General features: G+C 58.3%; 18 protein-coding genes. 14 read left to right on the top strand and 4 right to left on the bottom strand.

The features are described from left to right. The first annotated feature begins 4 nt into the window (after positions 1-4). Complete coding sequence (locus U367_RS0122580; RefSeq protein ID WP_028615706.1) at positions 5-376, top strand: DUF805 domain-containing protein; 372 nt, start codon at positions 5-7, stop codon at positions 374-376. Between the two features lie 66 nt (positions 377-442). On the opposite strand, the gene U367_RS0122575 is transcribed toward U367_RS0122580, so the two are convergent. Both U367_RS0122575 and U367_RS0122570 read right to left on the bottom strand, forming a co-directional pair. Continuing rightward, the gene (locus tag U367_RS0122575; protein WP_028615707.1) at positions 443-1,231 is read right to left on the bottom strand and encodes an MlaA family lipoprotein; all 789 of its coding nucleotides are present in this window, start codon (positions 1,229-1,231) and stop codon (positions 443-445) included. Continuing rightward, entirely contained in the window at positions 1,224-2,522 is a 1,299-nt protein-coding gene (locus U367_RS0122570; RefSeq protein ID WP_028615708.1) for a serine/threonine protein kinase, read from the bottom strand. The genes U367_RS0122575 and U367_RS0122570 overlap by 8 nt, the downstream gene beginning before the upstream one ends. A 237-nt stretch (positions 2,523-2,759) precedes the next feature. Here U367_RS0122570 and U367_RS0122565 point away from each other — a divergent pair, with 237 nt between their 5' ends. Then, positions 2,760-3,128, top strand: a complete 369-nt coding sequence (locus U367_RS0122565) for a hypothetical protein (RefSeq protein WP_028615709.1) — start codon at positions 2,760-2,762, stop codon at positions 3,126-3,128. Between the two features lie 97 nt (positions 3,129-3,225). Here U367_RS0122565 and U367_RS0122560 read toward each other — a convergent pair whose 3' ends face one another. Beyond that, positions 3,226-4,779: a glycoside hydrolase family 17 protein gene (locus U367_RS0122560; RefSeq protein ID WP_028615710.1), complete on the bottom strand. Its 1,554-nt coding sequence runs from the start codon at positions 4,777-4,779 to the stop codon at positions 3,226-3,228. 332 nt (positions 4,780-5,111) lie between these two features. Here U367_RS0122560 and U367_RS0122555 point away from each other — a divergent pair, with 332 nt between their 5' ends. From U367_RS0122555 to U367_RS0122545, 3 genes are all read left to right on the top strand, one after another. Beyond that, positions 5,112-5,963, top strand: coding sequence for a glycine betaine ABC transporter substrate-binding protein (locus U367_RS0122555; protein ID WP_025857941.1), 852 nt, complete (start codon positions 5,112-5,114; stop codon positions 5,961-5,963). A gap of 217 nt (positions 5,964-6,180) precedes the next feature. After that, entirely contained in the window at positions 6,181-6,492 is a 312-nt protein-coding gene (locus tag U367_RS0122550; protein ID WP_003190001.1) for a DUF485 domain-containing protein, read from the top strand. Beyond that, positions 6,489-8,147, top strand: a complete 1,659-nt coding sequence (locus U367_RS0122545) for a cation acetate symporter (protein ID WP_028615711.1) — start codon at positions 6,489-6,491, stop codon at positions 8,145-8,147. Before U367_RS0122550 ends, U367_RS0122545 begins: the two co-directional genes overlap by 4 nt. A 156-nt stretch (positions 8,148-8,303) precedes the next feature. Here U367_RS0122545 and gltA read toward each other — a convergent pair whose 3' ends face one another. Continuing rightward, positions 8,304-9,593 (bottom strand): citrate synthase, encoded by a 1,290-nt coding sequence (gltA, locus tag U367_RS0122540; protein ID WP_028615712.1) that lies wholly within the window; start codon positions 9,591-9,593, stop codon positions 8,304-8,306. Positions 9,594-9,957: 364 nt separating this feature from the next. On the opposite strand from gltA, the gene sdhC reads away from it, so the two are divergent. The 9 genes from sdhC to sucD all read left to right on the top strand — a co-directional run bounded on the left by sdhC (position 9,958) and on the right by sucD (position 21,343). Beyond that, complete coding sequence (gene sdhC / locus U367_RS0122535; RefSeq protein WP_003190005.1) at positions 9,958-10,332, top strand: succinate dehydrogenase, cytochrome b556 subunit; 375 nt, start codon at positions 9,958-9,960, stop codon at positions 10,330-10,332. Next, positions 10,326-10,694, top strand: coding sequence for a succinate dehydrogenase, hydrophobic membrane anchor protein (gene sdhD / locus U367_RS0122530; protein WP_003172805.1), 369 nt, complete (start codon positions 10,326-10,328; stop codon positions 10,692-10,694). Before sdhC ends, sdhD begins: the two co-directional genes overlap by 7 nt. Before the next feature lie 3 nt (positions 10,695-10,697). Continuing rightward, positions 10,698-12,470, top strand: a complete 1,773-nt coding sequence (gene sdhA / locus U367_RS0122525; protein ID WP_010211741.1) for a succinate dehydrogenase flavoprotein subunit — start codon at positions 10,698-10,700, stop codon at positions 12,468-12,470. An 11-nt stretch (positions 12,471-12,481) separates the two neighbouring features. Further along, the gene (locus tag U367_RS0122520; RefSeq protein WP_003172807.1) at positions 12,482-13,186 is read left to right on the top strand and encodes a succinate dehydrogenase iron-sulfur subunit; all 705 of its coding nucleotides are present in this window, start codon (positions 12,482-12,484) and stop codon (positions 13,184-13,186) included. Positions 13,187-13,448: 262 nt separating this feature from the next. Further along, positions 13,449-16,280: a 2-oxoglutarate dehydrogenase E1 component gene (locus U367_RS0122515; protein ID WP_016979562.1), complete on the top strand. Its 2,832-nt coding sequence runs from the start codon at positions 13,449-13,451 to the stop codon at positions 16,278-16,280. Between the two features lie 44 nt (positions 16,281-16,324). Next, on the top strand, positions 16,325-17,548 hold the full coding sequence (odhB, locus tag U367_RS0122510) for a 2-oxoglutarate dehydrogenase complex dihydrolipoyllysine-residue succinyltransferase (protein ID WP_028615713.1): 1,224 nt from the start codon (positions 16,325-16,327) through the stop codon (positions 17,546-17,548). A gap of 106 nt (positions 17,549-17,654) precedes the next feature. Continuing rightward, the gene (gene lpdA, locus U367_RS0122505) at positions 17,655-19,091 is read left to right on the top strand and encodes a dihydrolipoyl dehydrogenase (protein WP_028615714.1); all 1,437 of its coding nucleotides are present in this window, start codon (positions 17,655-17,657) and stop codon (positions 19,089-19,091) included. 204 nt (positions 19,092-19,295) lie between these two features. Further along, positions 19,296-20,462: an ADP-forming succinate--CoA ligase subunit beta gene (sucC, locus tag U367_RS0122500; RefSeq protein WP_016979559.1), complete on the top strand. Its 1,167-nt coding sequence runs from the start codon at positions 19,296-19,298 to the stop codon at positions 20,460-20,462. Then, the gene (gene sucD, locus U367_RS0122495; protein WP_003210566.1) at positions 20,462-21,343 is read left to right on the top strand and encodes a succinate--CoA ligase subunit alpha; all 882 of its coding nucleotides are present in this window, start codon (positions 20,462-20,464) and stop codon (positions 21,341-21,343) included. The genes sucC and sucD overlap by 1 nt, the downstream gene beginning before the upstream one ends. Positions 21,344-21,553 lie beyond the last annotated feature (210 nt).

Raw genomic sequence — 21,553 nt, 5'->3', positions numbered from 1 at the left:
AAGGATGAACTGGTGTTTTCAGGCGATAAAAAACTATGCCAACTTCAGCGGGCGCGCTTGTAGAAGGGAGTATTGGGCGTTTGCAGTTTTAGACTACCTGCTGATGTACGGCTCAATTGTAGTAGCAGGCTGGGCCGGGGTTGCCTACAGCAAGTGGTTTTATATCCCGCTAGGCGTTTACGTTGTACTTACGATCATCCCCCGGCTATCTGTAACATTTAGGCGGCTTCACGATGTGAACACGACTGGCGCTTATATCCTGTGGTATGCGCTACCGTTCGTGGGTTTATTAGTTGTGACCATCCGACTGCTTAGAAAAGGCGACAAGGGGGAGAATAACTACGGATTGCCTTGCCGTGATGTCGAACATTCTTAACAGACCGGGCTTACCGTAACCGCAATAAAAAAGGCCATTCAATCGAATGGCCTTTTTTGTGGGCGTTTACTCGGCAATCTGCAGCTTTCGCGATTCCGTATAGATGTAGCGCACCTTCTCGTACTCGAACGGCGAGTTCATCTGGCCATACCGGAAGCTGGTCTGATAACGCTTGTCCACTGCGCGCAATGCCCAGATTTCCGGGTGGTTGGAGCTGACTTCGGACACATTGAGGAAGTTGATCTGGGTTTCGGCACCGTAGTCGACGATCAGGCCGGTGGTGTCGCGCAGGTTCGATGGGCCGAAGATCGGCAGCACCACATACGCGCCGCCGGGTACGCCGTAGAAGCCCAGGGTCTGGCCAAAGTCTTCGCTCTGGCGCGGCAGGCCCATGGCGGTCGCCGGGTCCCACAGGCCGGCGATGCCGATAGTGGTGTTGACCAACAGGCGGCCGGTGGTTTCCAGGGAGCGATGCCCCTTGAGTTGCAGCAGGCTGTTCAACAGGTTGGGCACGTCGCCCAGGTTGTTGAAGAAGTTGCTCACGCCGGTGCGCAGGAAACTCGGGGTGACGTAGCGGTAGCCGTCGACCACCGGCAGGAACACCCATTGGTCGAAGCGGTAGTTGAAGTGGTACACGCGACGGTTCCACGATTCCAGCGGGTCATACACGTTGAGTGCGGTGAGCGATGAGCGCTCGAACTCACGCTGGTCCAGCCCTGGGTTGAACTTGAGCTTGGTCAGCGGCTCCTTGAAACCGTCGGCGCCGACATTGACCGGCTCGTGGGCCTTGCTGTTGTCGGCATTGGCCACGCCTGCGCACATCAGGGCGGCAAGCAGCAGAAGATATTTAGCCACGGAAGAACTCCAGCATAGCGTCGGCGTTGACGCGGTAATTGAGGTTGCCGCAATGGCCGCCCAGCGGGTAGACGGTCAAGCGATCGCCGAAGGTTTTACGCAGGAAGCCGAGGTCGCCAGGGCCGAGGATCACGTCGTCGGCGTTGTGCATGACGGCGATCTTCGGGTTGGTGTGCAGGTAGTCCTTGAGGGCATACAGGCTGACCTGGTCGATCAGTTGCAGCAGGCTGCCGCCGTCGGAACGGGCGCGCCACATTGGGATCACTTGTTCGGTGAGGTAGCAGTCGAAGTCGCACTGCAGTGCACGCTTGAGGAATGGCGTGAGGCTGGTGCCTTCGGTGATCGGGTACTTCGGCGGGATGATCAGTCCGCGGCGGTTGATCAGGTCCGAGGTAAAGGCGATGTCGGCTGCCGAGAAGCGGAACGAGGTGCCGATCAGCATGGCCATCTGTTCGTTGGTCAGGTGCTGCTTGGATTGCTGGAAGTCGTAGAGCAGGGCGTCGTTCAGGTCGATGTAGCCCTTTTGCTGGAAGTAGCGGGTCAGCTTGTTCAGCACCAGCTCATAGAAGGTGGTGGTGTTGTTGATGCCTTTCACCTCGGTCTGCACCAGCTTGTCGAGGTTGGTGATCGAGGTGTAGAGGTTGACCGGCGGGTTCAGCAACAAGACTTTCTTGAAGTTGAAACTGCGGCGCGTCTCGTCGAGCTTGCTGACGAACGCTGCATCCAGGGCACCGAGGCTGTAGCCGGTGAGGTAGAAGTCAGTCACTGGCAACGAAGCGTTCTGCGCGCGCACGGCTTGCATCACGCGGTACATGTCTTCGGCGTCTTCCTGGGTGATGCCCGGCGTGGCGAAGCGCGAGGCGGCACTGATGAAGTCGAAGCTGGTGGGCGACGACAGTTGCACCACGTGGTAGCCGGCCTGGTAATACAGCTTTTTCAGGTATTCGTTGATGCTGCTGTCGAAGCGCGCACCGGTGCCCGCGATCAGGAAGATCAGCGGCGCGGCGCGGTCCTGCTTGGCGATGCGGTAGGTGAGTTTCTTCACCGCCCAAAAGTTGTCCGGCAGGCTGAATTCGCGCTCGGGGCGCATGTTCAGGGTGTAGTCGGACTGATTGATCTCGTCATCGCTCGGCAATTTCGGCCGAAGGTCAGGCGGCGTGGTGGCGATGGTGGCTTCAAACGGGTTGGTCAAAGGGTAGCCATAGCTGGCTTGGTCAATGTCGACGGCCAGTGCTGACGCACTCAGAAAAAGGCTGCCCAGCAAGGCAGCACAGCGCAAGGAACGGAGCATGACTTAATCCCTAGGAGGAAACGTACTTAATGAAGTTCGCAGGCTATGACCGCCGTCCAGTCGCCGAAGTGCCATCACGCGGCACGAAATGTCGGAAAAAAAACGTCGGAATCGGGGTAATAGTAGCCAGACGATACACTTTGCCACGCTTTGGTGAACACTAATTGTGTGTATGCGCCTTGCTAACGGCTGCCGGGGCATTAAGCTGAGCGCCGTTTTTGCCTATCGGAGTACCCCATGTCCCGTCGTTTGCCGCTGATTTTGCTGCTTATTGCACTGCCGCTGTGGCTGGCCGCCAGTTACGGTGCGCGCTATGGCTTTATGGAAGATGGCCAGTGGGTGGGCCTCTGCGCGGACGAGGCGAGCCGCTGGGAATGCCAGCTGCGTTCGAACCTAGGGTTGATGATCCACTTCAAGGTGCTGGGCTGGACGGCGTTGATCACGTCGGTGCTGGCGTTTTTCGTGCCGGGTCGGGCGGGGTGGGGGTTGGCGGTGCTGGGGATGGTGTTCGGGTTGCCGGCACTGGCGTTGTACAACACCACGTTTGCGGTGTTTGCCGTGGTGATTGCGGGGTTGCGGTTGGTCAGGAAGCCCCGCGGCGCCTGATAGGGCCTCTTCGCGAGCAAGCCCGCTCCCACATTTGACCGAGTACATCCTTGGAATGCGGTCGAATGTGGGAGCGGGCTTGCTCGCGAAAGCGGTCTTAAGTCTTGCGTGCCCGCAAGCAGCGCCACAAGGCTGCCGTCATGAGCAGGCTCACTACCGCCCAGCCCCAAGCCTGCTGGTTCAATAACCCCTCACGGTACAACTGCGGCGCAATGCCCGCACCGATGATAAAGGCCAGCAACGCAATCTCCCGACGCGGTCCCGTCACCGGACGTATCACGTACACCAGGGCCGGCAACACCAGCGCCGCGCTCGGAAAGCTGCGGTAGCGCGGGTCGAAGACCAATGCCAGCATCATTACCGCTCCGGCAAACCCGGCAATCGCCACCAGCCAGCCTGCGCGTTGCTCCAGCCAGTTGAACGCCCGCTCACGCCAACCTTCCTGTGCACTCAAGGCCAAGGCCGCATGGGCCAGCACCAGCAGGTTCAACACCAGCAGCAACCCAGCCCACATCCATTCATCATTGAAGCGCGCCGTCACGCGGGTCAGCTCGGCCCAGGTGCCAATGGAGCAGGCCGCAACGGCGCCCAACAACGGCAGGGCAAGCGCGGCACGCGCGCTGCGTACTCGACCACCCAATGCGAGGGTGCCCAGCAGGATAATCCCGCCGACGCCCAACCACAGCGGCCAGTACGGCACATTGGTCACCGGCCCGGCGAGGATGCCCTTGTCCTGGCGATCGGCATCAAACAGGCCCCAGTAACCACCCACGGCGCCTTCACTGGCACGCTTCCACGGCTGGTCAAAGGCTTCGATCAGGTTGTAACGCCAGCCATTGGCCTCGGCCATGGCCACGAAGCCGCGCATGAACTTGGCTTCATTAACCCGGCTCGGCACGGCCGTTTCGCGCTGGCGGCCTTCGCTTGGCCAGCCGGTTTCACCGATGAGTATGTCCTTGGGCGCAAACTTGTTGCCGAAGGTCTGGCGCACATCGCCCACGTGCTTGAGGGCCTGGTCGATGCCCGACGGGTCATCTTCCCAGTAAGGCAACAGGTGGATGGTCAGGAAATCCACCGCCGGGGCGATTTCCGGGTGCTGCAGCCAGAACTCCCACACATCCGCGTAGGTCACAGGCTGCTTGATCTGGCTCTTGACCGTCTGGATCAGCGCCACCAGCTGCTTGGCGGTCACTTCCTTGCGTAGCAATGCTTCGTTGCCGACGATCACCGAGGTTACGACATCCGGGTGGGCGTTGGCCGATGCGATCAATTCGTTGATTTCTTTTGCGGTCGCCACCGGGTCACTGCTGACCCAGGCCCCGGCCATTACCTTCAGCCCGTGCTTGCGCGCCATGTCCGGCAAGGCTTCCAGGCCGGTCATAGAGTAAGTGCGAATGCACTCGAAGCGAGTGGCCAGCAGGGCGAGATCAGCGTCCATGCGCTCCGGACGCAGCGTGAATGGCTGGTCGAACGGCGATTGGTCTTTATCGAACGGTGTATAGGACGCGCAATGCATCTTGTGCGTGGCGCTGGCGACGTCGGGCAGCACCACGGGCCGGCCGAGGCCATACCAGTAAGCGAACAGGGCCAGCAGGCCGAGGATCAAGGCGAAGCAATAGGGCAGGGCAGGGAAGCGGGCAGTCGCGGGCATGGTCGGCTTATCTGGAAGAGCAAAGGCGCGCATCTTACCCGGATTTGGCCCGACTCAGTGGGGCTGCATAATTTTGACATGCAAAGTTCGGGCGGGATTTTGGCGTCAAGTCCTACAAAACATCCTACTGGCGATGTGATGTCGTTCCTTGCTTGTAGGATGTCGCTGACAGAGCAGGTCCAACACCCGAGCAGGTTGATGATCGAAGTGTCAGTACTCCGCTGACGGCGCACTACCGTGATCGATGCGCGTGAAGGGGGCGCGGTGCACCACATAACAACAGGTTGACGTCGCTCGGCATCCGCCGGGCGCAGCACTTTCGGGGAAGTACTATGAAGATGCGACGACTCTTGGGCGCAGCTGCCACTCTGGTAGTTGCGATGAGCTCCACACTGGCCAGCGCCGACAGCAAGACCCTGAGCATCGGCTATGTGGACGGCTGGTCCGACAGCGTGGCTACCACCCACGTGGCGGCAGAAGTGATCAAGGCCAAGCTCGGTTATGACGTGAAACTGCAAGCCGTCGCCACCGGGATCATGTGGCAGGGCGTTGCCACCGGCAAGCTCGACGCCATGCTCTCCGCCTGGCTGCCGGTCACCCACGGTGAGTACTGGGCCAAGAACAAGGACAAGGTGGTCGACTACGGCCCCAACTTCAAGGACGCGAAGATCGGCCTGATCGTACCGGAGTACGTCAAGGCCAAGTCCATCGAAGACCTCAAGACCGACACCACCTTCAAGAACAAGATCGTCGGCATCGACGCAGGTTCTGGCGTGATGCTCAAGACCGATGAAGCGATCAAGCAATACGGCCTCGATTACAAGCTGCAAGCCAGCTCGGGCGCGGCGATGATCGCCGAGCTGACCCGTGCCGAAGACAAACAGGAATCCATTGCGGTCACCGGTTGGGTGCCACACTGGATGTTCGCCAAGTGGAAACTGCGTTTCCTGGACGATCCAAAAGGGATTTATGGTGCTGCTGAAACCGTCAACAGCATCGGCAGCAAGGGCCTGGAGAAGAAAGCGCCGGAAGTCGCGGCCTTCTTGAAGAAATTCCAATGGGCCTCCAAGGATGAAATCGGCGAAGTCATGCTGGCGATTCAAGAAGGCGCCAAGCCTGATGCCGCCGCCAAGGATTGGGTCGCCAAGCACCCTGAGCGTGTCGCCGAGTGGACCGGTAAATAACACCCGAAGCGTCTAGACAGCACCTTGCAAGCCCGCCTGGCGTTTTCGTCAGGCGGGCTTTGTCGTTTTTGTGCCAAAGGCTGTCAATTCGATCAGTTCAAAACTGGCGACAACGCCTATGTCGTTCTAATACTAAGGTCGTCTGGAACCCTTTGTGCAGCCGCATACAGTGGATACGTTCCAATAATAAAAAAGCTGTGCTGCGAGGATAAAAACAATGAACGACAGCATTTACCTCTCGATTCAAAACAGCCCGCGTTTCAAGGAGCTGGTGAGAAAAAGGGAAAGGTTCGCCTGGATTCTCTCGGCGATCATGCTAGGGCTTTACTCCGCTTTCATCCTGTTGATCGCCTACGGGCCACAAGTACTGGGGGCCAAGATCAGCCCCGGCTCGTCGATTACCTGGGGCATTCCCCTGGGCGTCGGGCTGATTGTGTCCGCCTTCATCCTGACCGGCATCTACGTGCGCCGGGCCAATGGCGAGTTTGACGACCTGAACAATGCGATTCTCAAGGAGGCTGCGCAATGATCCGGCGTCTACTGGCAATATTCGGCGCTTCGCTCTTTGCCCCGGCCGTTTGGGCGGCGGATGCATTGACCGGTGAAGTGCACAAGCAACCCCTGAACGTTTCGGCCATCGTGATGTTCGTCGCGTTTGTCGGCGCCACCCTGTGCATCACCTACTGGGCCTCCAAGCGCAACAAATCGGCGGCCGACTACTATGCGGCCGGCGGCAAGATCACCGGTTTCCAGAACGGCCTGGCGATTGCCGGTGACTACATGTCGGCGGCGTCCTTCCTGGGGATTTCCGCGCTGGTCTACACCTCTGGTTATGACGGCCTGATCTACTCGATCGGCTTCCTGGTGGGCTGGCCGATCATTCTGTTCCTGATCGCCGAGCGCCTGCGTAACCTGGGCAAGTACACCTTTGCCGACGTGGCGTCCTATCGCTTGGGCCAGACCCAGATTCGCAGCCTCTCGGCCTGTGGCTCGCTGGTGGTGGTGGCGTTCTACCTGATCGCGCAGATGGTCGGTGCGGGCAAGCTGATTCAGCTGCTGTTCGGCCTGGACTACCATGTTGCGGTGATCCTGGTCGGTATCTTGATGGTGATGTATGTACTGTTCGGCGGCATGCTGGCGACCACCTGGGTACAGATCATCAAGGCTGTATTGCTGCTGTCCGGTGCATCGTTCATGGCACTGATGGTGATGAAGCACGTCAACTTCGACTTCAATGCCCTGTTCTCCGAGGCGATCAAGGTTCACCCTAAAGGTGAGGCGATCATGAGCCCCGGCGGCTTGGTGAAAGACCCGATTTCCGCGTTCTCCCTCGGGCTTGCGCTGATGTTCGGTACGGCTGGCCTGCCACACATCCTGATGCGCTTCTTTACCGTCAGCGACGCTAAAGAAGCGCGTAAGAGCGTGTTCTACGCCACCGGTTTCATCGGTTACTTCTACATCCTGACCTTCATCATCGGCTTTGGCGCGATCCTGCTGGTCAGCACCAACCCGGCGTTCAAGGATGCGGCAGGCGCCTTGCTGGGCGGCAACAACATGGCGGCGGTGCACCTGGCCAACGCGGTGGGTGGCAGTATCTTCCTGGGCTTCATCTCGGCCGTGGCCTTCGCCACCATCCTCGCGGTGGTTGCCGGCTTGACCCTGGCCGGTGCGTCGGCGGTGTCCCATGACCTGTACGCCAGCGTGATCAAGAAAGGCAAGGCCAACGACAAGGATGAGATTCGCGTTTCGAAAATCACCACCGTTGCCTTGGGCGTCCTGGCGATTGGCCTGGGTATCCTGTTCGAAAGCCAGAACATCGCGTTCATGGTTGGCCTGGCGTTCTCCATTGCCGCCAGCTGTAACTTCCCGGTGCTGCTGCTTTCCATGTACTGGAAAAACCTCACCACTCGTGGCGCAATGATTGGCGGCTGGCTGGGCTTGATCAGTGCCGTTGGCCTGATGGTGCTGGGCCCGACCATCTGGGTCTCGATCCTGCACCATGAAAAAGCCATCTTCCCTTATGAGTACCCGGCGCTGTTCTCGATGATCATTGCGTTCGTCGGCATCTGGTTCTTCTCCATTACCGACAAGTCGGCGGCGGCAGAGAAAGAGCGTGCGCTGTACTTCCCGCAGTTTGTGCGTTCGCAAACTGGCCTGGGGTCGAGTGGGGCGGTTTCTCACTAAGGTTGTAGCTGGATAGGAAAATACCCCGGTCGAAAGGCCGGGGTATTTTTTTGTCTATAAATTAGGGATTGATCTGACAAAACTGTTTCTCAAATCCTGCACAAATAAAAACGGCCTCCACTAAGGGAGGCCGTTTTCAGTGCAACTAAGCGATGCTTACTTGCGATCTTCCAGCTGGGTGATGTCACGCGACTCGTAGCCGGTGTACAGCTGGCGCGGGCGGCCAATCTTGTACGGGCTGGAGAGCATTTCTTTCCAGTGGGAGATCCAGCCCACGGTCCGCGCCAGGGCGAAGATCACGGTGAACATGCTGGTTGGAATGCCGATTGCCTTGAGGATGATCCCCGAGTAGAAGTCGACGTTCGGGTACAGCGAGCGTTCGATGAAGTACGGGTCGGTCAAGGCGATCTCTTCCAGGCGCATGGCCAGTTCGAGTTGCGGATCGTTCTTGATGCCCAGTTCCTTCAACACTTCGTCGCAGGTCTGCTTCATCACGGTGGCGCGTGGGTCGCGGTTCTTGTAGACGCGGTGACCGAAGCCCATCAACTTGAACGGATCGTTCTTGTCTTTGGCCTTGGCGATGAACTTGTCGATGTTCGAGACATCGCCGATTTCATCGAGCATGGTCAATACGGCTTCGTTCGCACCGCCGTGGGCAGGGCCCCAGAGTGCGGCGATACCGGCGGCGATACAGGCGAACGGGTTGGCACCCGAAGAACCTGCCAGGCGGACGGTGGAGGTGGAGGCGTTCTGCTCGTGGTCGGCGTGGAGGATGAAGATCCGGTCCATGGCCTTGGCAAGCGTCGGGCTGATCGGTTTGATCTCGCACGGCGTGTTGAACATCATGTGCAGGAAGTTTTCCGCGTACGTCAGGTCGTTGCGCGGGTACATCATGGGTTGACCCATGGAGTACTTGTAAACCATTGCGGCCAGGGTCGGCATCTTGGCAACCAGGCGGATCGCGGAGATTTCGCGATGCTGCGGGTTATTGATGTCGAGGGAGTCGTGATAGAAGGCCGACAGGGCGCCGACCACGCCGCACATAACGGCCATCGGGTGGGCGTCGCGACGGAAGCCGTTGAAGAAGGTCTTCAACTGCTCGTGAACCATGGTGTGGTTCTTCACGGTGCTGACGAACTGGGCTTTTTGCTCGGCTGTTGGCAGCTCGCCATTTAGCAGCAGGTAGCAGGTTTCCAGGTAGTCCGATTTCTCAGCCAGTTGCTCGATCGGGTAGCCGCGATGAAGCAGAATGCCATTATCACCGTCGATATAGGTGATCTTCGACTCGCAAGAGGCGGTCGACATGAAGCCTGGGTCGAATGTGAAACGGCCCGTGGCCGTCAGGCCCCGTACGTCGATAACATCGGGACCAACGGTGCCGGTTAAAATGGGCAGCTCGACGGGGGCTGCGCCCTCGATGATCAACTGCGCTTTTTTGTCAGCCATGTGGCCTCCTATTTATGCTTCAAATCATCAGACAGACCCCCCACGCAGGGCCCGCACCACTATATTGATATAAATCCAGATGTCAATTTGCCTAAAGTCTTGCAGCAGAAGGCTTTAACCGTACTTTTTCCTCGAAATTGCCTGCCATTTACGCCTTTTATTCCCCCAGCGCAATCCGCTATTAGGGTGAGGAGTGCGCGTTGTCATTAGTAACCTAACTGTCTATACTCGGCCACCGACCGCCAAGGGCTTTTGGGCTTGCTTTCATTGGGGGTCGCACTCCCTGGGTGGTGCTTACCTGACCAGTGCACTCCCCAACAACTTTGCCCTGATTGTTAGGGGCTCTTCAGTGTGAAAAAAAGCCGTGAATAGCCAACGACCTGTAAACCTAGACCTAAGGACCATCAAACTCCCCATCACCGGCGTTACGTCGTTCCTGCACCGTGTTTCCGGCATCATCCTGTTCCTGGGCTTGGGCATCATGCTTTATGCATTGAGCAAATCCCTGGGTTCCGAGGAAGGATACGCCGAGGTGAAGGCATGCTTGACCAGCCCGCTGGCCAAGTTCGTAGCATGGGGCCTCCTGTCTTCTCTTCTGTATCACCTGGTAGCCGGTGTGCGCCACTTGATCATGGACATGGGCATCGGTGAGACGCTGGAAGGCGGCCGCCTGGGCTCGAAAATCATCATCGCCATTTCCGTGGTGCTGATCGTTCTGGCAGGAGTTTGGATATGGTAACCAGCGTTACGAACCTTTCGCGTTCGGGCCTCTATGACTGGATGGCACAGCGTGTGTCTGCGGTCGTTCTCGCGGCTTATTTCATTTTCCTGATCGGATACCTCGTCGCAAACCCGGGCATCGGCTATGAGCAATGGCACGGCCTGTTTTCCCACAATGCGATGCGAATCTTCAGTCTGCTGGCCCTTGTTGCCCTGGGCGCACACGCCTGGGTAGGCATGTGGACCATCGCGACCGACTACCTGACGCCGATGGCGCTGGGCAAGTCCGCGACTGCAGTACGTTTCCTCTTCCAGGCAGTATGCGGCGTCGCGATGTTCGCTTACTTCGTCTGGGGTGTGCAGATTCTTTGGGGTATCTGATTCATGGCTAACATTCCAACTATTTCATTCGACGCCATCATTATTGGTGGCGGCGGTGCTGGCATGCGCGCTGCGCTGCAGCTGGCCCAGGGCGGTCACAAGACTGCCGTGATCACCAAGGTGTTCCCGACCCGTTCCCACACCGTATCGGCCCAGGGTGGCATCACCTGCGCCATCGCCTCCGCCGACCCGAACGATGACTGGCGCTGGCACATGTACGATACCGTCAAGGGTTCCGACTACATCGGTGACCAGGACGCGATCGAATACATGTGTCAGGAAGGCCCGGCCGCGGTGTTCGAGCTGGACCACATGGGTCTGCCGTTCTCCCGTACCGAGCAAGGCCGTATCTACCAGCGTCCATTCGGCGGCCAGTCGAAGGATTACGGTAAAGGCGGGCAGGCTGCCCGTACCTGCGCCGCGTCCGACCGTACCGGTCACGCGCTGTTGCACACCCTTTATCAGGGCAACCTGAAAGCCGGTACCACGTTCCTGAACGAGTACTACGCGGTCGACTTGGTGAAAAACGCCCAGGGCGAATTCGTCGGTGTAATCGCCATCTGCATCGAAACCGGTGAAACCACCTACATCCGCGCCAAGGCTACCGTGCTGGCGACCGGCGGTGCAGGCCGTATCTACGCGTCGACCACCAATGCCCTGATCAACACCGGTGACGGCGTCGGCATGGCACTGCGTGCTGGCGTACCGGTGCAAGACATCGAAATGTGGCAGTTCCACCCGACCGGTATCGCTGGCGCTGGTGTACTGGTTACAGAAGGTTGCCGTGGTGAAGGCGGTTACCTGATCAACAAGCACGGCGAGCGTTTCATGGAGCGTTATGCTCCGAACGCGAAAGACCTGGCGGGTCGTGACGTTGTGGCTCGTTCGATGGTTAAAGAGATCATTGCCGGCAACGGCTGTGGCCCGAATGGCGACCACGTACTGCTGAAGCTCGATCACCTGGGCGAAGAAGTACTGCACAGCCGTCTGCCAGGTATCTGTGAGCTGTCCAAGACCTTTGCTCACGTTGACCCGGTGGTTGCTCCGGTGCCGGTTGTTCCGACTTGCCACTATATGATGGGCGGCGTGCCGACCAACATTCATGGCCAGGCGATCACCCAGAACGCCGAAGGCGAGGACGAGATCATCCACGGTCTGTTCGCTGTAGGCGAAGTGGCGTGCGTATCGGTTCACGGCGCCAACCGCCTGGGCGGCAACTCGCTGCTCGACCTGGTGGTCTTCGGCCGTGCTGCCGGCCTGCACCTGGAAAAGGCGCTGACCGACGGCATCGAATACGACGACGCTACCGACGCCAACATCGAGGCCGCCCTGGCGCGCCTGAACGCTCTGAACGAGCGCACTGATGGCGAAGACGTGGCTACCCTGCGTCGCGAACTGCAAAGCTGCATGCAGAACTACTTCGGTGTATTCCGTACCGGCGAATACATGCAGAAGGGTATCGCCCAGCTGGCTGACCTGCGCAAGCGCATCGCCAACGTCAAGATCAACGATAAGAGCCAGGCGTTCAACACCGCTCGTATCGAAGCCCTTGAACTGCAAAACCTGCTGGAAGTGGCCGAAGCGACTGCAATCGCCGCCGAGGTTCGTAAGGAATCCCGTGGTGCCCACGCCCGTGAAGACTTTGAAGATCGCGACGACGAAAACTGGTTGTGCCACACCCTGTACTTCCCGGGTGACAAGCGCGTGACCAAGCGTGCCGTGAACTTCTCGCCGAAGACGGTTCCGACGTTTGAACCGAAAATTCGGACTTACTAAGGGTGGCTGCCATGTTGAAAGTCAGTGTTTACCGCTACAACCCTGATCAGGACGCCGCGCCGTTCATGCAGGAATTCCAGGTCGATACCGGTGGTAAAGACCTGATGGTGCTGGATGTATTGGCACTGATCAAAGAGCAGGACGAAGGTTTCTCCTATCGTCGCTCTTGCCGTGAAGGTGTGTGCGGTTCCGACGGCATGAACATCAACGGCAAAAACGGCCTGGCGTGCATCACGCCGCTGTCCGCCGTGGTCAAAGGCAACAAGCTGATCGTTCGTCCACTGCCAGGTTTGCCGGTTATCCGTGACCTGGTCGTCGATATGAGCATCTTCTACAAGCAATACGAGAAAGTTAAGCCGTTCCTGCAGAACGACACGCCGGCTCCGGCCATCGAGCGTCTGCAGTCCCCGGAAGAGCGCGAGAAGCTCGACGGTCTGTACGAGTGCATTCTGTGCGCTTGCTGCTCGACTTCGTGCCCGTCCTTCTGGTGGAATCCGGACAAGTTCCTGGGTCCAGCTGCCCTGCTGCAAGCGTACCGCTTCCTGGCAGACAGCCGTGATACCAAGACGTCCGAGCGTTTGGCTTCGCTGGATGACCCGTTCAGCGTATTCCGCTGCCGCGGGATCATGAACTGCGTCAACGTATGTCCCAAAGGCCTGAACCCGACTAAGGCCATTGGTCACATCCGTAACATGCTGCTGCAGAGCGGCGTGTAACTGACGTTGTAGTAAAAGCAGGACCGTTGTGCCCGTAAATGCTACGGCGCAGGCTTCAACCGGCGCCGTAGTTTTAACTTGAGCAGCGACTTACAAAGCCGCGGCTCTTATTTTGAAGAAATGAGACAAGCAGGGGCATTCGGGTTGGTACCCGAACTATCAGCGTGATCCTAAGTGGCTTGTTTTGGTCGCTGCACTTGGCCGTTTGCAAGCAAACTCGGTGTTTTCGCCGGTGGTGTCCCCAAATCGAGGGTGACCAAGCATGCAAGAAAGCGTGATGCAGCGCATGTGGAACAGCGGCTATCTTTCAGGTGGTAACGCTGCCTATGTGGAAGAGCTTTATGAGCTCTACCTGCACGACCCTAACGCTGTGCCAGAAGAATGGCGCACCAAATTTCAGACGTTGTCTTCAGACGGCAACGCTGCCACCGATGTATCGCACGCAACGATTCGCGATCAATTTGTGCTGCTGGCAAAGAACCAGCGCCGCGCCCAACCGGTTTCTGCCGGGAGCGTGAGCAGTGAGCACGAGAAGAAGCAAGTTGAAGTATTGCGACTGATCCAGGCCTACCGGATGCGCGGCCACCAGGCGGCCCAGCTTGACCCGCTGGGGCTCTGGAAGCGTCCTGCACCTGCTGACCTGTCGATCAATCATTACGGCTTGACCAATGCCGATCTTGATACGACCTTCCGTGCCGGCGACCTGTTCATCGGCAAAGAGGAAGCGAGCCTACGCGAAATTCACGAAGCGTTGCAGCAGACATATTGCCGCACCATCGGCGCTGAGTTCACGCACATCACCGATTCCGAGCAACGCCACTGGTTCCAGCATCGCCTGGAAGGTGTGCGTGGTCGTCCGGTATTGTCCGCTGACGTACGCAGCCACCTGCTTGAGCGCGTAACCGCTGCCGAAGGCCTGGAAAAATACCTGGGTACCAAATACCCGGGCACCAAGCGTTTCGGCCTGGAAGGCGGCGAAAGCCTGATCCCGATGCTCGACGAGCTGATCCAGCGTTCCGGTTCCTACGGCACCAAGGAAATCGTGATCGGCATGGCCCACCGTGGTCGCCTGAACGTGTTGGTCAACACCTTCGGCAAGAACCCGCGTGAGCTGTTCGACGAGTTCGAAGGCAAGAAGAAGGTCGAGTTGGGTTCCGGTGACGTTAAATACCACCAGGGCTTCTCGTCCAACGTGATGACTACCGGCGGTGAAGTTCACCTGGCCATGGCCTTCAACCCATCCCACCTGGAAATCGTTTCTCCAGTGGTCGAGGGTTCGGTCCGTGCTCGCCAGGATCGTCGTAACGACACCACCGGTGAAAAAGTTCTGCCAATTTCCATCCACGGTGACGCGGCATTTGCCGGTCAAGGCGTGGTCCTGGAAACGTTCCAGATGTCGCAGACACGCGGCTTCAAGACGGGCGGTACGGTTCACATCGTCATCAACAACCAGGTAGGTTTCACCATCAGCAATCCGCTGGACGCGCGCTCCACCGAGTACGCGACCGACGTTGCCAAGATGATCCAGGCGCCGATCCTCCATGTGAATGGTGATGATCCGGAAGCTGTGTTGTTCGTGACCCAGTTGGCCATTGACTACCGCATGCAGTTCAAGCGTGACGTCGTGATCGACCTGGTCTGCTACCGCCGTCGCGGTCACAACGAAGCTGACGAACCAAGCGGCACCCAGCCGTTGATGTACCAGCAAATCACCAAGCAGCGCACCACCCGTGAGCTTTACGCCGAAAGCCTGACCAAGGCCGGTGTGGTTGACGATGCGCGTGTTCAGGCCAAGGTCGATGAATACCGCAACGCGCTGGACAATGGTCTGCACGTAGTGAAAAGCCTGGTTAAAGAGCCGAACAAAGAGCTGTTCGTGGACTGGCGTCCGTACCTGGGCCACGCCTGGACTGCGCGTCACGACACCTCGTTCGATCTGAAAACCCTGCAGGAATTGTCCGCCAAGCTGTTGGAAATTCCAGAAGGCTTCGTGGTTCAGCGCCAAGTGGCGAAGATTTACGAAGACCGTCAGAAGATGCAAGCCGGCGGCCTGCCGATCAACTGGGGTTACGCCGAAACCATGGCGTACGCGACCCTGGCGTTCGAAGGTCACCCGATCCGCATGACCGGCCAGGACATCGGTCGTGGTACGTTCTCGCACCGTCACGCGGTATTGCACAACCAGAAAGACGCGGGCACCTACATCCCGTTGCAGAACCTGTACGAAGGCCAGCCACGTTTCGATCTGTACGATTCGTTCCTGTCCGAAGAAGCGGTTCTGGCGTTCGAATACGGTTACTCGACCACCACGCCAAACGCGCTGGTGATCTGGGAAGCCCAGTTCGGCGACTTCGCCAACGGCGCCCAAGTGGTAATCGACCAGTTCATCACCAGCGGCGAGCACAAGTGGGGTCGCCTGTGCGGTCTGACCATGTTGCTGCCACACGGTTATGAAGGTCAGGGTCCTGAGCACTCCTCGGCCCGTCTGGAGCGTTACCTGCAGCTGTGCGCCGAGCACAACATCCAGGTGTGCGTGCCGACTACCCCGGCCCAGATCTACCACTTGCTGCGTCGCCAGGTGATCCGCCCGCTGCGCAAGCCGCTGGTAGTGCTGACACCGAAGTCGCTATTGCGTCATAAATTGGCCATCTCGACCCTGGAAGATCTGGCTGATGGTTCGTTCCAGACTGTTATTCCAGAAATCGACACGCTGGACGCAGCCAAGGTGACTCGCCTGGTCCTGTGCAGCGGCAAGGTCTACTACGACCTGCTGGAAAAACGTCGTGCCGAAGGCCGCGAAGACATCGCCATCGTGCGTATCGAGCAGCTTTACCCGTTCCCGGAAGACGACCTGATGGAGGCCATCGCGCCTTACACCAACCTCACCAACGTGGTGTGGTGCCAGGAAGAACCGATGAACCAGGGCGCGTGGTACAGCAGCCAGCATCACCTGCGTCGCAGCATGGGTAACCACAACAAGGCGCTGAACCTGGAGTACGCCGGTCGCGATGCTTCTGCTGCACCTGCATGTGGTTATGCGTCGATGCACGCCGAGCAGCAGGAAAAACTGCTGCAAGATGCTTTTACTGTTTAACGCCTTCGCGCTGACTGAAACCGAATTTTAAGGACACACAGATAATGGCTATCGAAATCAAAGCCCCGTCATTCCCGGAATCGGTTGCCGATGGCACCGTTGCCACTTGGCACAAGAAACCAGGCGACGCTGTAAAGCGTGACGACCTGATCGTTGACATCGAGACCGACAAAGTCGTGCTGGAAGTATTGGCCGAAGCTGACGGCGTGCTGGGCGCAATCGTTGCCGAAGAAGGCGCTACCGTTCTGTCGAACCAGGTACTGGGCTCGATCGAAGAGGGCAGCGCTGCTGCCGCTGCTCCTGCTGCCGCTGCACCGGCAGCCGCCGCTGCTCCTGCCGCCGCTCCGGCTGCTGGCGCTGAAGACCCGATCGCTGCACCAGCTGCCCGTCAGCTGGCTGAAGAGAACGGCATCAACCTGGCGTCCGTCAAAGGCACCGGCAAAGACGGTCGCATCACCAAGGAAGACGTGGTTGCTGCTGTTGAAGCCAAGAAAAACGCTCCAGCTGCCGCACCTGCCAAGGCTGCTGCCCCGGCCGCCGCTGCTCCTGTGTTCGCCGCTGGCGACCGCACCGAGAAGCGCGTTCCGATGACTCGCGTACGTGCCACCGTGGCCAAGCGTCTGGTTGAAGCCCAGTCGAACATGGCGATGCTGACCACCTTCAACGAAGTCGACATGACCGAAGTCATGGCCCTGCGTTCGAAGTACAAGGATCTGTTCGAGAAGTCCCACAACGGCGTGCGCCTGGGCTTCATGTCCTTCTTCGTGAAAGCGGCCACCGAAGCGCTGAAACGCTTCCCGGCAGTCAACGCTTCCATCGACGGCAACGACATCGTTTACCATGGCTACGCCGACGTCGGCGTTGCCGTGTCCAGCGACCGTGGCCTGGTGGTTCCAGTACTGCGTAACGCCGAACTGATGAGCCTGGCTGAAATCGAAGGCGGCATCGCCACCTTCGGCAAGAAAGCCCGTGACGGCAAGCTGACCATCGACGAGATGACCGGCGGTACCTTCACCATCACCAACGGTGGTACCTTCGGTTCGATGATGTCGACGCCGATTGTCAACCCACCACAAGCGGCAATCCTGGGCATGCACAACATCATCCAGCGTCCGATGGCCATCAACGGCCAAGTCGTGATCCGCCCAATGATGTACCTGGCGCTGTCGTACGATCACCGCCTGATCGATGGTAAAGAAGCCGTGACTTTCCTGGTGACCATCAAGAACCTGCTGGAAGACCCGGCTCGTCTTCTTCTGGATATTTGATTGAAGCAGCTTCAAGTTGCGAGCTACAAGCTGCAAGTAAACGCAGTTTGGCTTGCAGCTTGAAGCTCCGAGCTTGAAGCTTGAAGCTAATAGAGGATCTATTTTCATGACACAGAAATTTGACGTCGTAGTGATTGGTGCAGGTCCTGGCGGCTACGTTGCTGCCATCAAGGCCGCACAACTGGGCCTCTCGACTGCTTGCATCGAAAAATACACCGACAAGGAAGGCAAACTGGCACTGGGCGGTACTTGCCTGAACGTCGGTTGCATTCCTTCCAAGGCGCTGCTGGACAGCTCCTGGAAATTCCACGAAGCCCAAGACGGCTTCGCGATCCACGGCATCAACCATGCTGGCGTGACCATGGACGTGCCAGCAATGGTCGGCCGTAAAGCCAACATCGTTAAAGGCCTGACTTCCGGCGTTGCCACCTTGTTCAAGGCCAACGGCGTGACTTCCCTGCAAGGCCACGGCAAGCTGCTGGCTGGCAAGAAAGTTGAAATCACCAAGCCAGACGGCTCGACCGAAATCATCGAAGCCGAGAACGTGATCCTGGCCCCTGGTTCGCGTCCAATCGACATCCCGCCTGCTCCAGTTGACCAGAACGTGATCGTTGATTCGACTGGCGCCCTGGAATTCCAAGCAGTGCCTAAGCGCCTGGGCGTGATCGGCGCTGGCGTAATCGGCCTGGAGCTGGGTTCGGTATGGTCCCGCCTGGGTTCCGAAGTCACCGTGCTGGAAGCCCTGGACACGTTCCTGCTGGCTGCCGACACCGCTGTGTCCAAAGAAGCGCTGAAAACCCTGACCAAACAAGGTCTGGACATCAAGCTGGGCGCTCGCGTGACCGGCTCGAAAGTCAACGGTGAAGAAGTTGTCGTCAACTACACCGACAAGGATGGTGAAAAAACCATCACTTTCGACAAGCTGATCGTAGCCGTGGGTCGCCGTCCAGTGACCACCGACCTGCTGGCAGCTGACAGCGGCGTGACCCTCGACGAGCGCGGTTATGTGCACGTTGACGATCACTGCGCGACCACCGTGCCTGGCGTCTACGCCATCGGCGACGTGGTGCGTGGCATGATGCTGGCGCACAAGGCTTCCGAAGAAGGCATCATGGTTGTCGAGCGCATCAAGGGCCACAAGACCCAGATGAACTACGACCTGATCCCATCGGTTATCTACACCCACCCGGAAATTGCATGGGTCGGCAAGAACGAACAGCAGTTGAAAGCTGAAGGCGTTGAAGTTAACGTCGGCACCTTCCCGTTCGCCGCTTCTGGCCGTGCCATGGCAGCCAACGACACCGGTGGTTTTGTCAAGGTCATCGCTGATGCCAAGACTGACCGCGTATTGGGCGTCCACGTGATTGGCCCAAGCGCTGCAGAACTGGTTCAGCAAGGCGCGATCGGTATGGAATTCGGCACCAGTGCCGAGGATCTGGGCATGATGGTCTTCTCCCATCCGACCCTGTCCGAAGCGCTGCATGAAGCCGCGTTGGCAGTGAATGGCGGCGCCATCCACATCGCCAACAAGAAGAAGCGCTAAGCGAGATAATAAGAAACCACGGCGGAGTTGCCCGTCGTGAGCCTTGCGCGCAAGACTCACCGCGGAATATCCGCTGGACGCAGTCTTGCGCAGCTTTACGGGCCTTGAGCCCCGCAAGTTGCGCAAGCAGCAGTCACAGGTGGCGCGGCACTCATAATGAGCGCAGCGCCGAATGCGCAGTACCTAACGAAGACGGTAAAAAGCATGAATCTTCACGAGTATCAGGGTAAGCAGCTGTTCGCTGAATACGGCCTGCCAGTTTCCAAGGGCTACGCAGTAGACACCCCGGAAGCAGCAGCAGAAGCTTGCGACAAAATCGGCGGCAGCGAGTGGGTTGTCAAAGCCCAGGTCCACGCCGGTGGTCGCGGTAAAGCGGGCGGCGTTAAGCTGGTTCGCAGCAAAGAAGACGCCAAGGCCTTCGCACAGCAGTGGCTGGGCAAGCGTCTGGTGACTTACCAGACTGATGCCAATGGCCAGCCAGTCACCAAGATCCTGGTTGAATCGTGCACTGATATCGCTAAAGAGCTGTACCTGGGCGCTGTCGTTGACCGTTCGAGCCGTCGCATCGTGTTCATGGCTTCCACCGAAGGTGGCGTGGACATTGAGAAGATCGCCGAAGAAACCCCAGAAAAAATTCTGAAAGCTACTATCGATCCACTGGTTGGCGCTCAGCCATTCCAGGGTCGCGAGCTGGCTTTCCAGCTGGGCCTGGAAGGCAAGCAAGTTGCCCAGTTCGCCAAGATCTTCGTCGGTCTGGCCAAGCTGTTCCAGGATCACGATCTGGCCCTGCTGGAAGTGAACCCGCTGGTGATCAAGGCTGACGGCGATCTGCACTGCCTGGACGCCAAGATCAACATCGACGCCAACGCCATGTACCGTCAGCCTAAGCTGAAGACTTTCCACGATCCGTCGCAAGACGATCCGCGCGAAGCGCACGCTGCCAAGTTCGAACTGAACTACGTAGCCCTGGAAGGTAACATCGGCTGCATGGTCAACGGTGCTGGCCTGGCCATGGGTACCATGGACATCGTCAACCTGCATGGCGGCAAACCAGCCAACTTCCTCGACGTGGGCGGTGGTGCTACCAAAGAACGCGTAACCGAAGCTTTCAAGATCATCCTGTCCGACTCCAACGTCGCTGCAGTACTGGTCAACATCTTCGGCGGCATCGTTCGTTGCGACATGATTGCCGAAGGCATCATCGGTGCAGTGAAAGAAGTCGGCGTTAAAATCCCGGTTGTTGTTCGCCTTGAAGGTAACAACGCTGAACTGGGCGCTAAAGTACTGGCAGAAAGCGGTTTGAACATCATCGCGGCTACCAGCCTGACCGACGCTGCTCAACAAGTTGTCAAAGCTGCGGAGGGCAAATAATGAGCGTCCTGATCAATAAAGACACCAAAGTTATCTGCCAGGGTATTACCGGTTCGCAAGGTAGTTTCCACACCCAGCAAGCCATCGAATACGGCACCAAGATGGTTGGCGGCGTAACACCTGGTAAGGGCGGCACCGAGCACCTGGGTCTGCCAGTGTTCAACACCGTGAAAGACGCTGTAGCTGCCACTGGCGCCACCGCCAGCGTGATCTACGTTCCAGCTCCTTTCTGCAAGGACTCGATCCTGGAAGCAGCATTCGGCGGCATCAAGCTGATCGTCTGCATCACCGAAGGCATTCCTACCCTGGACATGCTGGACGCTAAAGTTAAGTGCGACGAGCTGGGCGTAGTCCTGATCGGCCCTAACTGCCCAGGCGTGATCACTCCAGGCGAATGCAAGATCGGCATCATGCCAGGTCACATTCACTTGCCAGGCAAGGTCGGTATCGTTTCCCGTTCCGGCACCCTGACCTACGAAGCTGTGAAGCAGACCACTGACGCCGGTTTCGGTCAGTCGACTTGCGTCGGCATCGGCGGTGACCCGATCCCAGGCTCGAACTTCATCGACATCCTGAAACTGTTCCAGGAAGACCCGAAGACCGAAGCGATCGTAATGATCGGTGAGATCGGCGGTTCGGCTGAAGAAGAAGCGGCTGCCTACATCAAGGCACACGTGACCAAGCCGGTTGTTTCCTACATCGCTGGTGTGACTGCCCCTGCTGGCAAGCGCATGGGCCATGCTGGCGCAATCATCTCTGGCGGCAAGGGCACTGCAGACGAGAAGTTTGCTGCCCTGGAAGACGCAGGCGTTAAAACCGTGCGTTCGCTGGCAGACATCGGCAAGGCTTTGTCCGAGCTGACCGGTTGGGCTGTCAAGTAAGCCTCGCGCTTAACTGACGCTTCACCAACACAAAGGCCACCTTCGGGTGGCCTTTGTGCTTTCTAAGTAACCACATTTTCTGTAGGAGCCGGCAAGCAGGCTCCTACAGTTTTTTGTATGGCATGGCTGTGTAACTTATCTGCATTGCCAGATTAAGTATGAAAACGCGACATAGAGATGTCGCTTATCGGACAGTCCGCCCCGCAACAG

This window comes from Pseudomonas canadensis, from assembly GCF_000503215.1.
In the GTDB taxonomy this organism is placed as follows: Bacteria; Pseudomonadota; Gammaproteobacteria; order Pseudomonadales; family Pseudomonadaceae; genus Aquipseudomonas; species Aquipseudomonas canadensis.
This window is presented reverse-complemented; position numbering and strand designations above follow the sequence as displayed.

Bases quoted from the DNA above. Each gene is read 5' to 3' on its own strand.
- U367_RS0122515 (WP_016979562.1), top strand. From the start codon at position 13,449: ATGCAAGAAAGCGTGATGCAGCGCATGTGGAACAGCGGCTATCTTTCA.
- U367_RS0122550 (WP_003190001.1), top strand. From the start codon at position 6,181: ATGAACGACAGCATTTACCTCTCGATTCAAAACAGCCCGCGTTTCAAG.
- U367_RS0122545 (WP_028615711.1), top strand. From the start codon at position 6,489: ATGATCCGGCGTCTACTGGCAATATTCGGCGCTTCGCTCTTTGCCCCG.
- sucC (WP_016979559.1), top strand. From the start codon at position 19,296: ATGAATCTTCACGAGTATCAGGGTAAGCAGCTGTTCGCTGAATACGGC.
- lpdA (WP_028615714.1), top strand. From the start codon at position 17,655: ATGACACAGAAATTTGACGTCGTAGTGATTGGTGCAGGTCCTGGCGGC.
- U367_RS0122580 (WP_028615706.1), top strand. From the start codon at position 5: ATGAACTGGTGTTTTCAGGCGATAAAAAACTATGCCAACTTCAGCGGG.
- U367_RS0122520 (WP_003172807.1), top strand. From the start codon at position 12,482: ATGTTGAAAGTCAGTGTTTACCGCTACAACCCTGATCAGGACGCCGCG.
- odhB (WP_028615713.1), top strand. From the start codon at position 16,325: ATGGCTATCGAAATCAAAGCCCCGTCATTCCCGGAATCGGTTGCCGAT.
- sucD (WP_003210566.1), top strand. From the start codon at position 20,462: ATGAGCGTCCTGATCAATAAAGACACCAAAGTTATCTGCCAGGGTATT.
- sdhA (WP_010211741.1), top strand. From the start codon at position 10,698: ATGGCTAACATTCCAACTATTTCATTCGACGCCATCATTATTGGTGGC.
- U367_RS0122555 (WP_025857941.1), top strand. From the start codon at position 5,112: ATGAAGATGCGACGACTCTTGGGCGCAGCTGCCACTCTGGTAGTTGCG.
- U367_RS0122570 (WP_028615708.1), bottom strand. From the start codon at position 2,522: ATGCTCCGTTCCTTGCGCTGTGCTGCCTTGCTGGGCAGCCTTTTTCTG.
- U367_RS0122560 (WP_028615710.1), bottom strand. From the start codon at position 4,779: ATGCCCGCGACTGCCCGCTTCCCTGCCCTGCCCTATTGCTTCGCCTTG.
- U367_RS0122565 (WP_028615709.1), top strand. From the start codon at position 2,760: ATGTCCCGTCGTTTGCCGCTGATTTTGCTGCTTATTGCACTGCCGCTG.
- sdhD (WP_003172805.1), top strand. From the start codon at position 10,326: ATGGTAACCAGCGTTACGAACCTTTCGCGTTCGGGCCTCTATGACTGG.
- gltA (WP_028615712.1), bottom strand. From the start codon at position 9,593: ATGGCTGACAAAAAAGCGCAGTTGATCATCGAGGGCGCAGCCCCCGTC.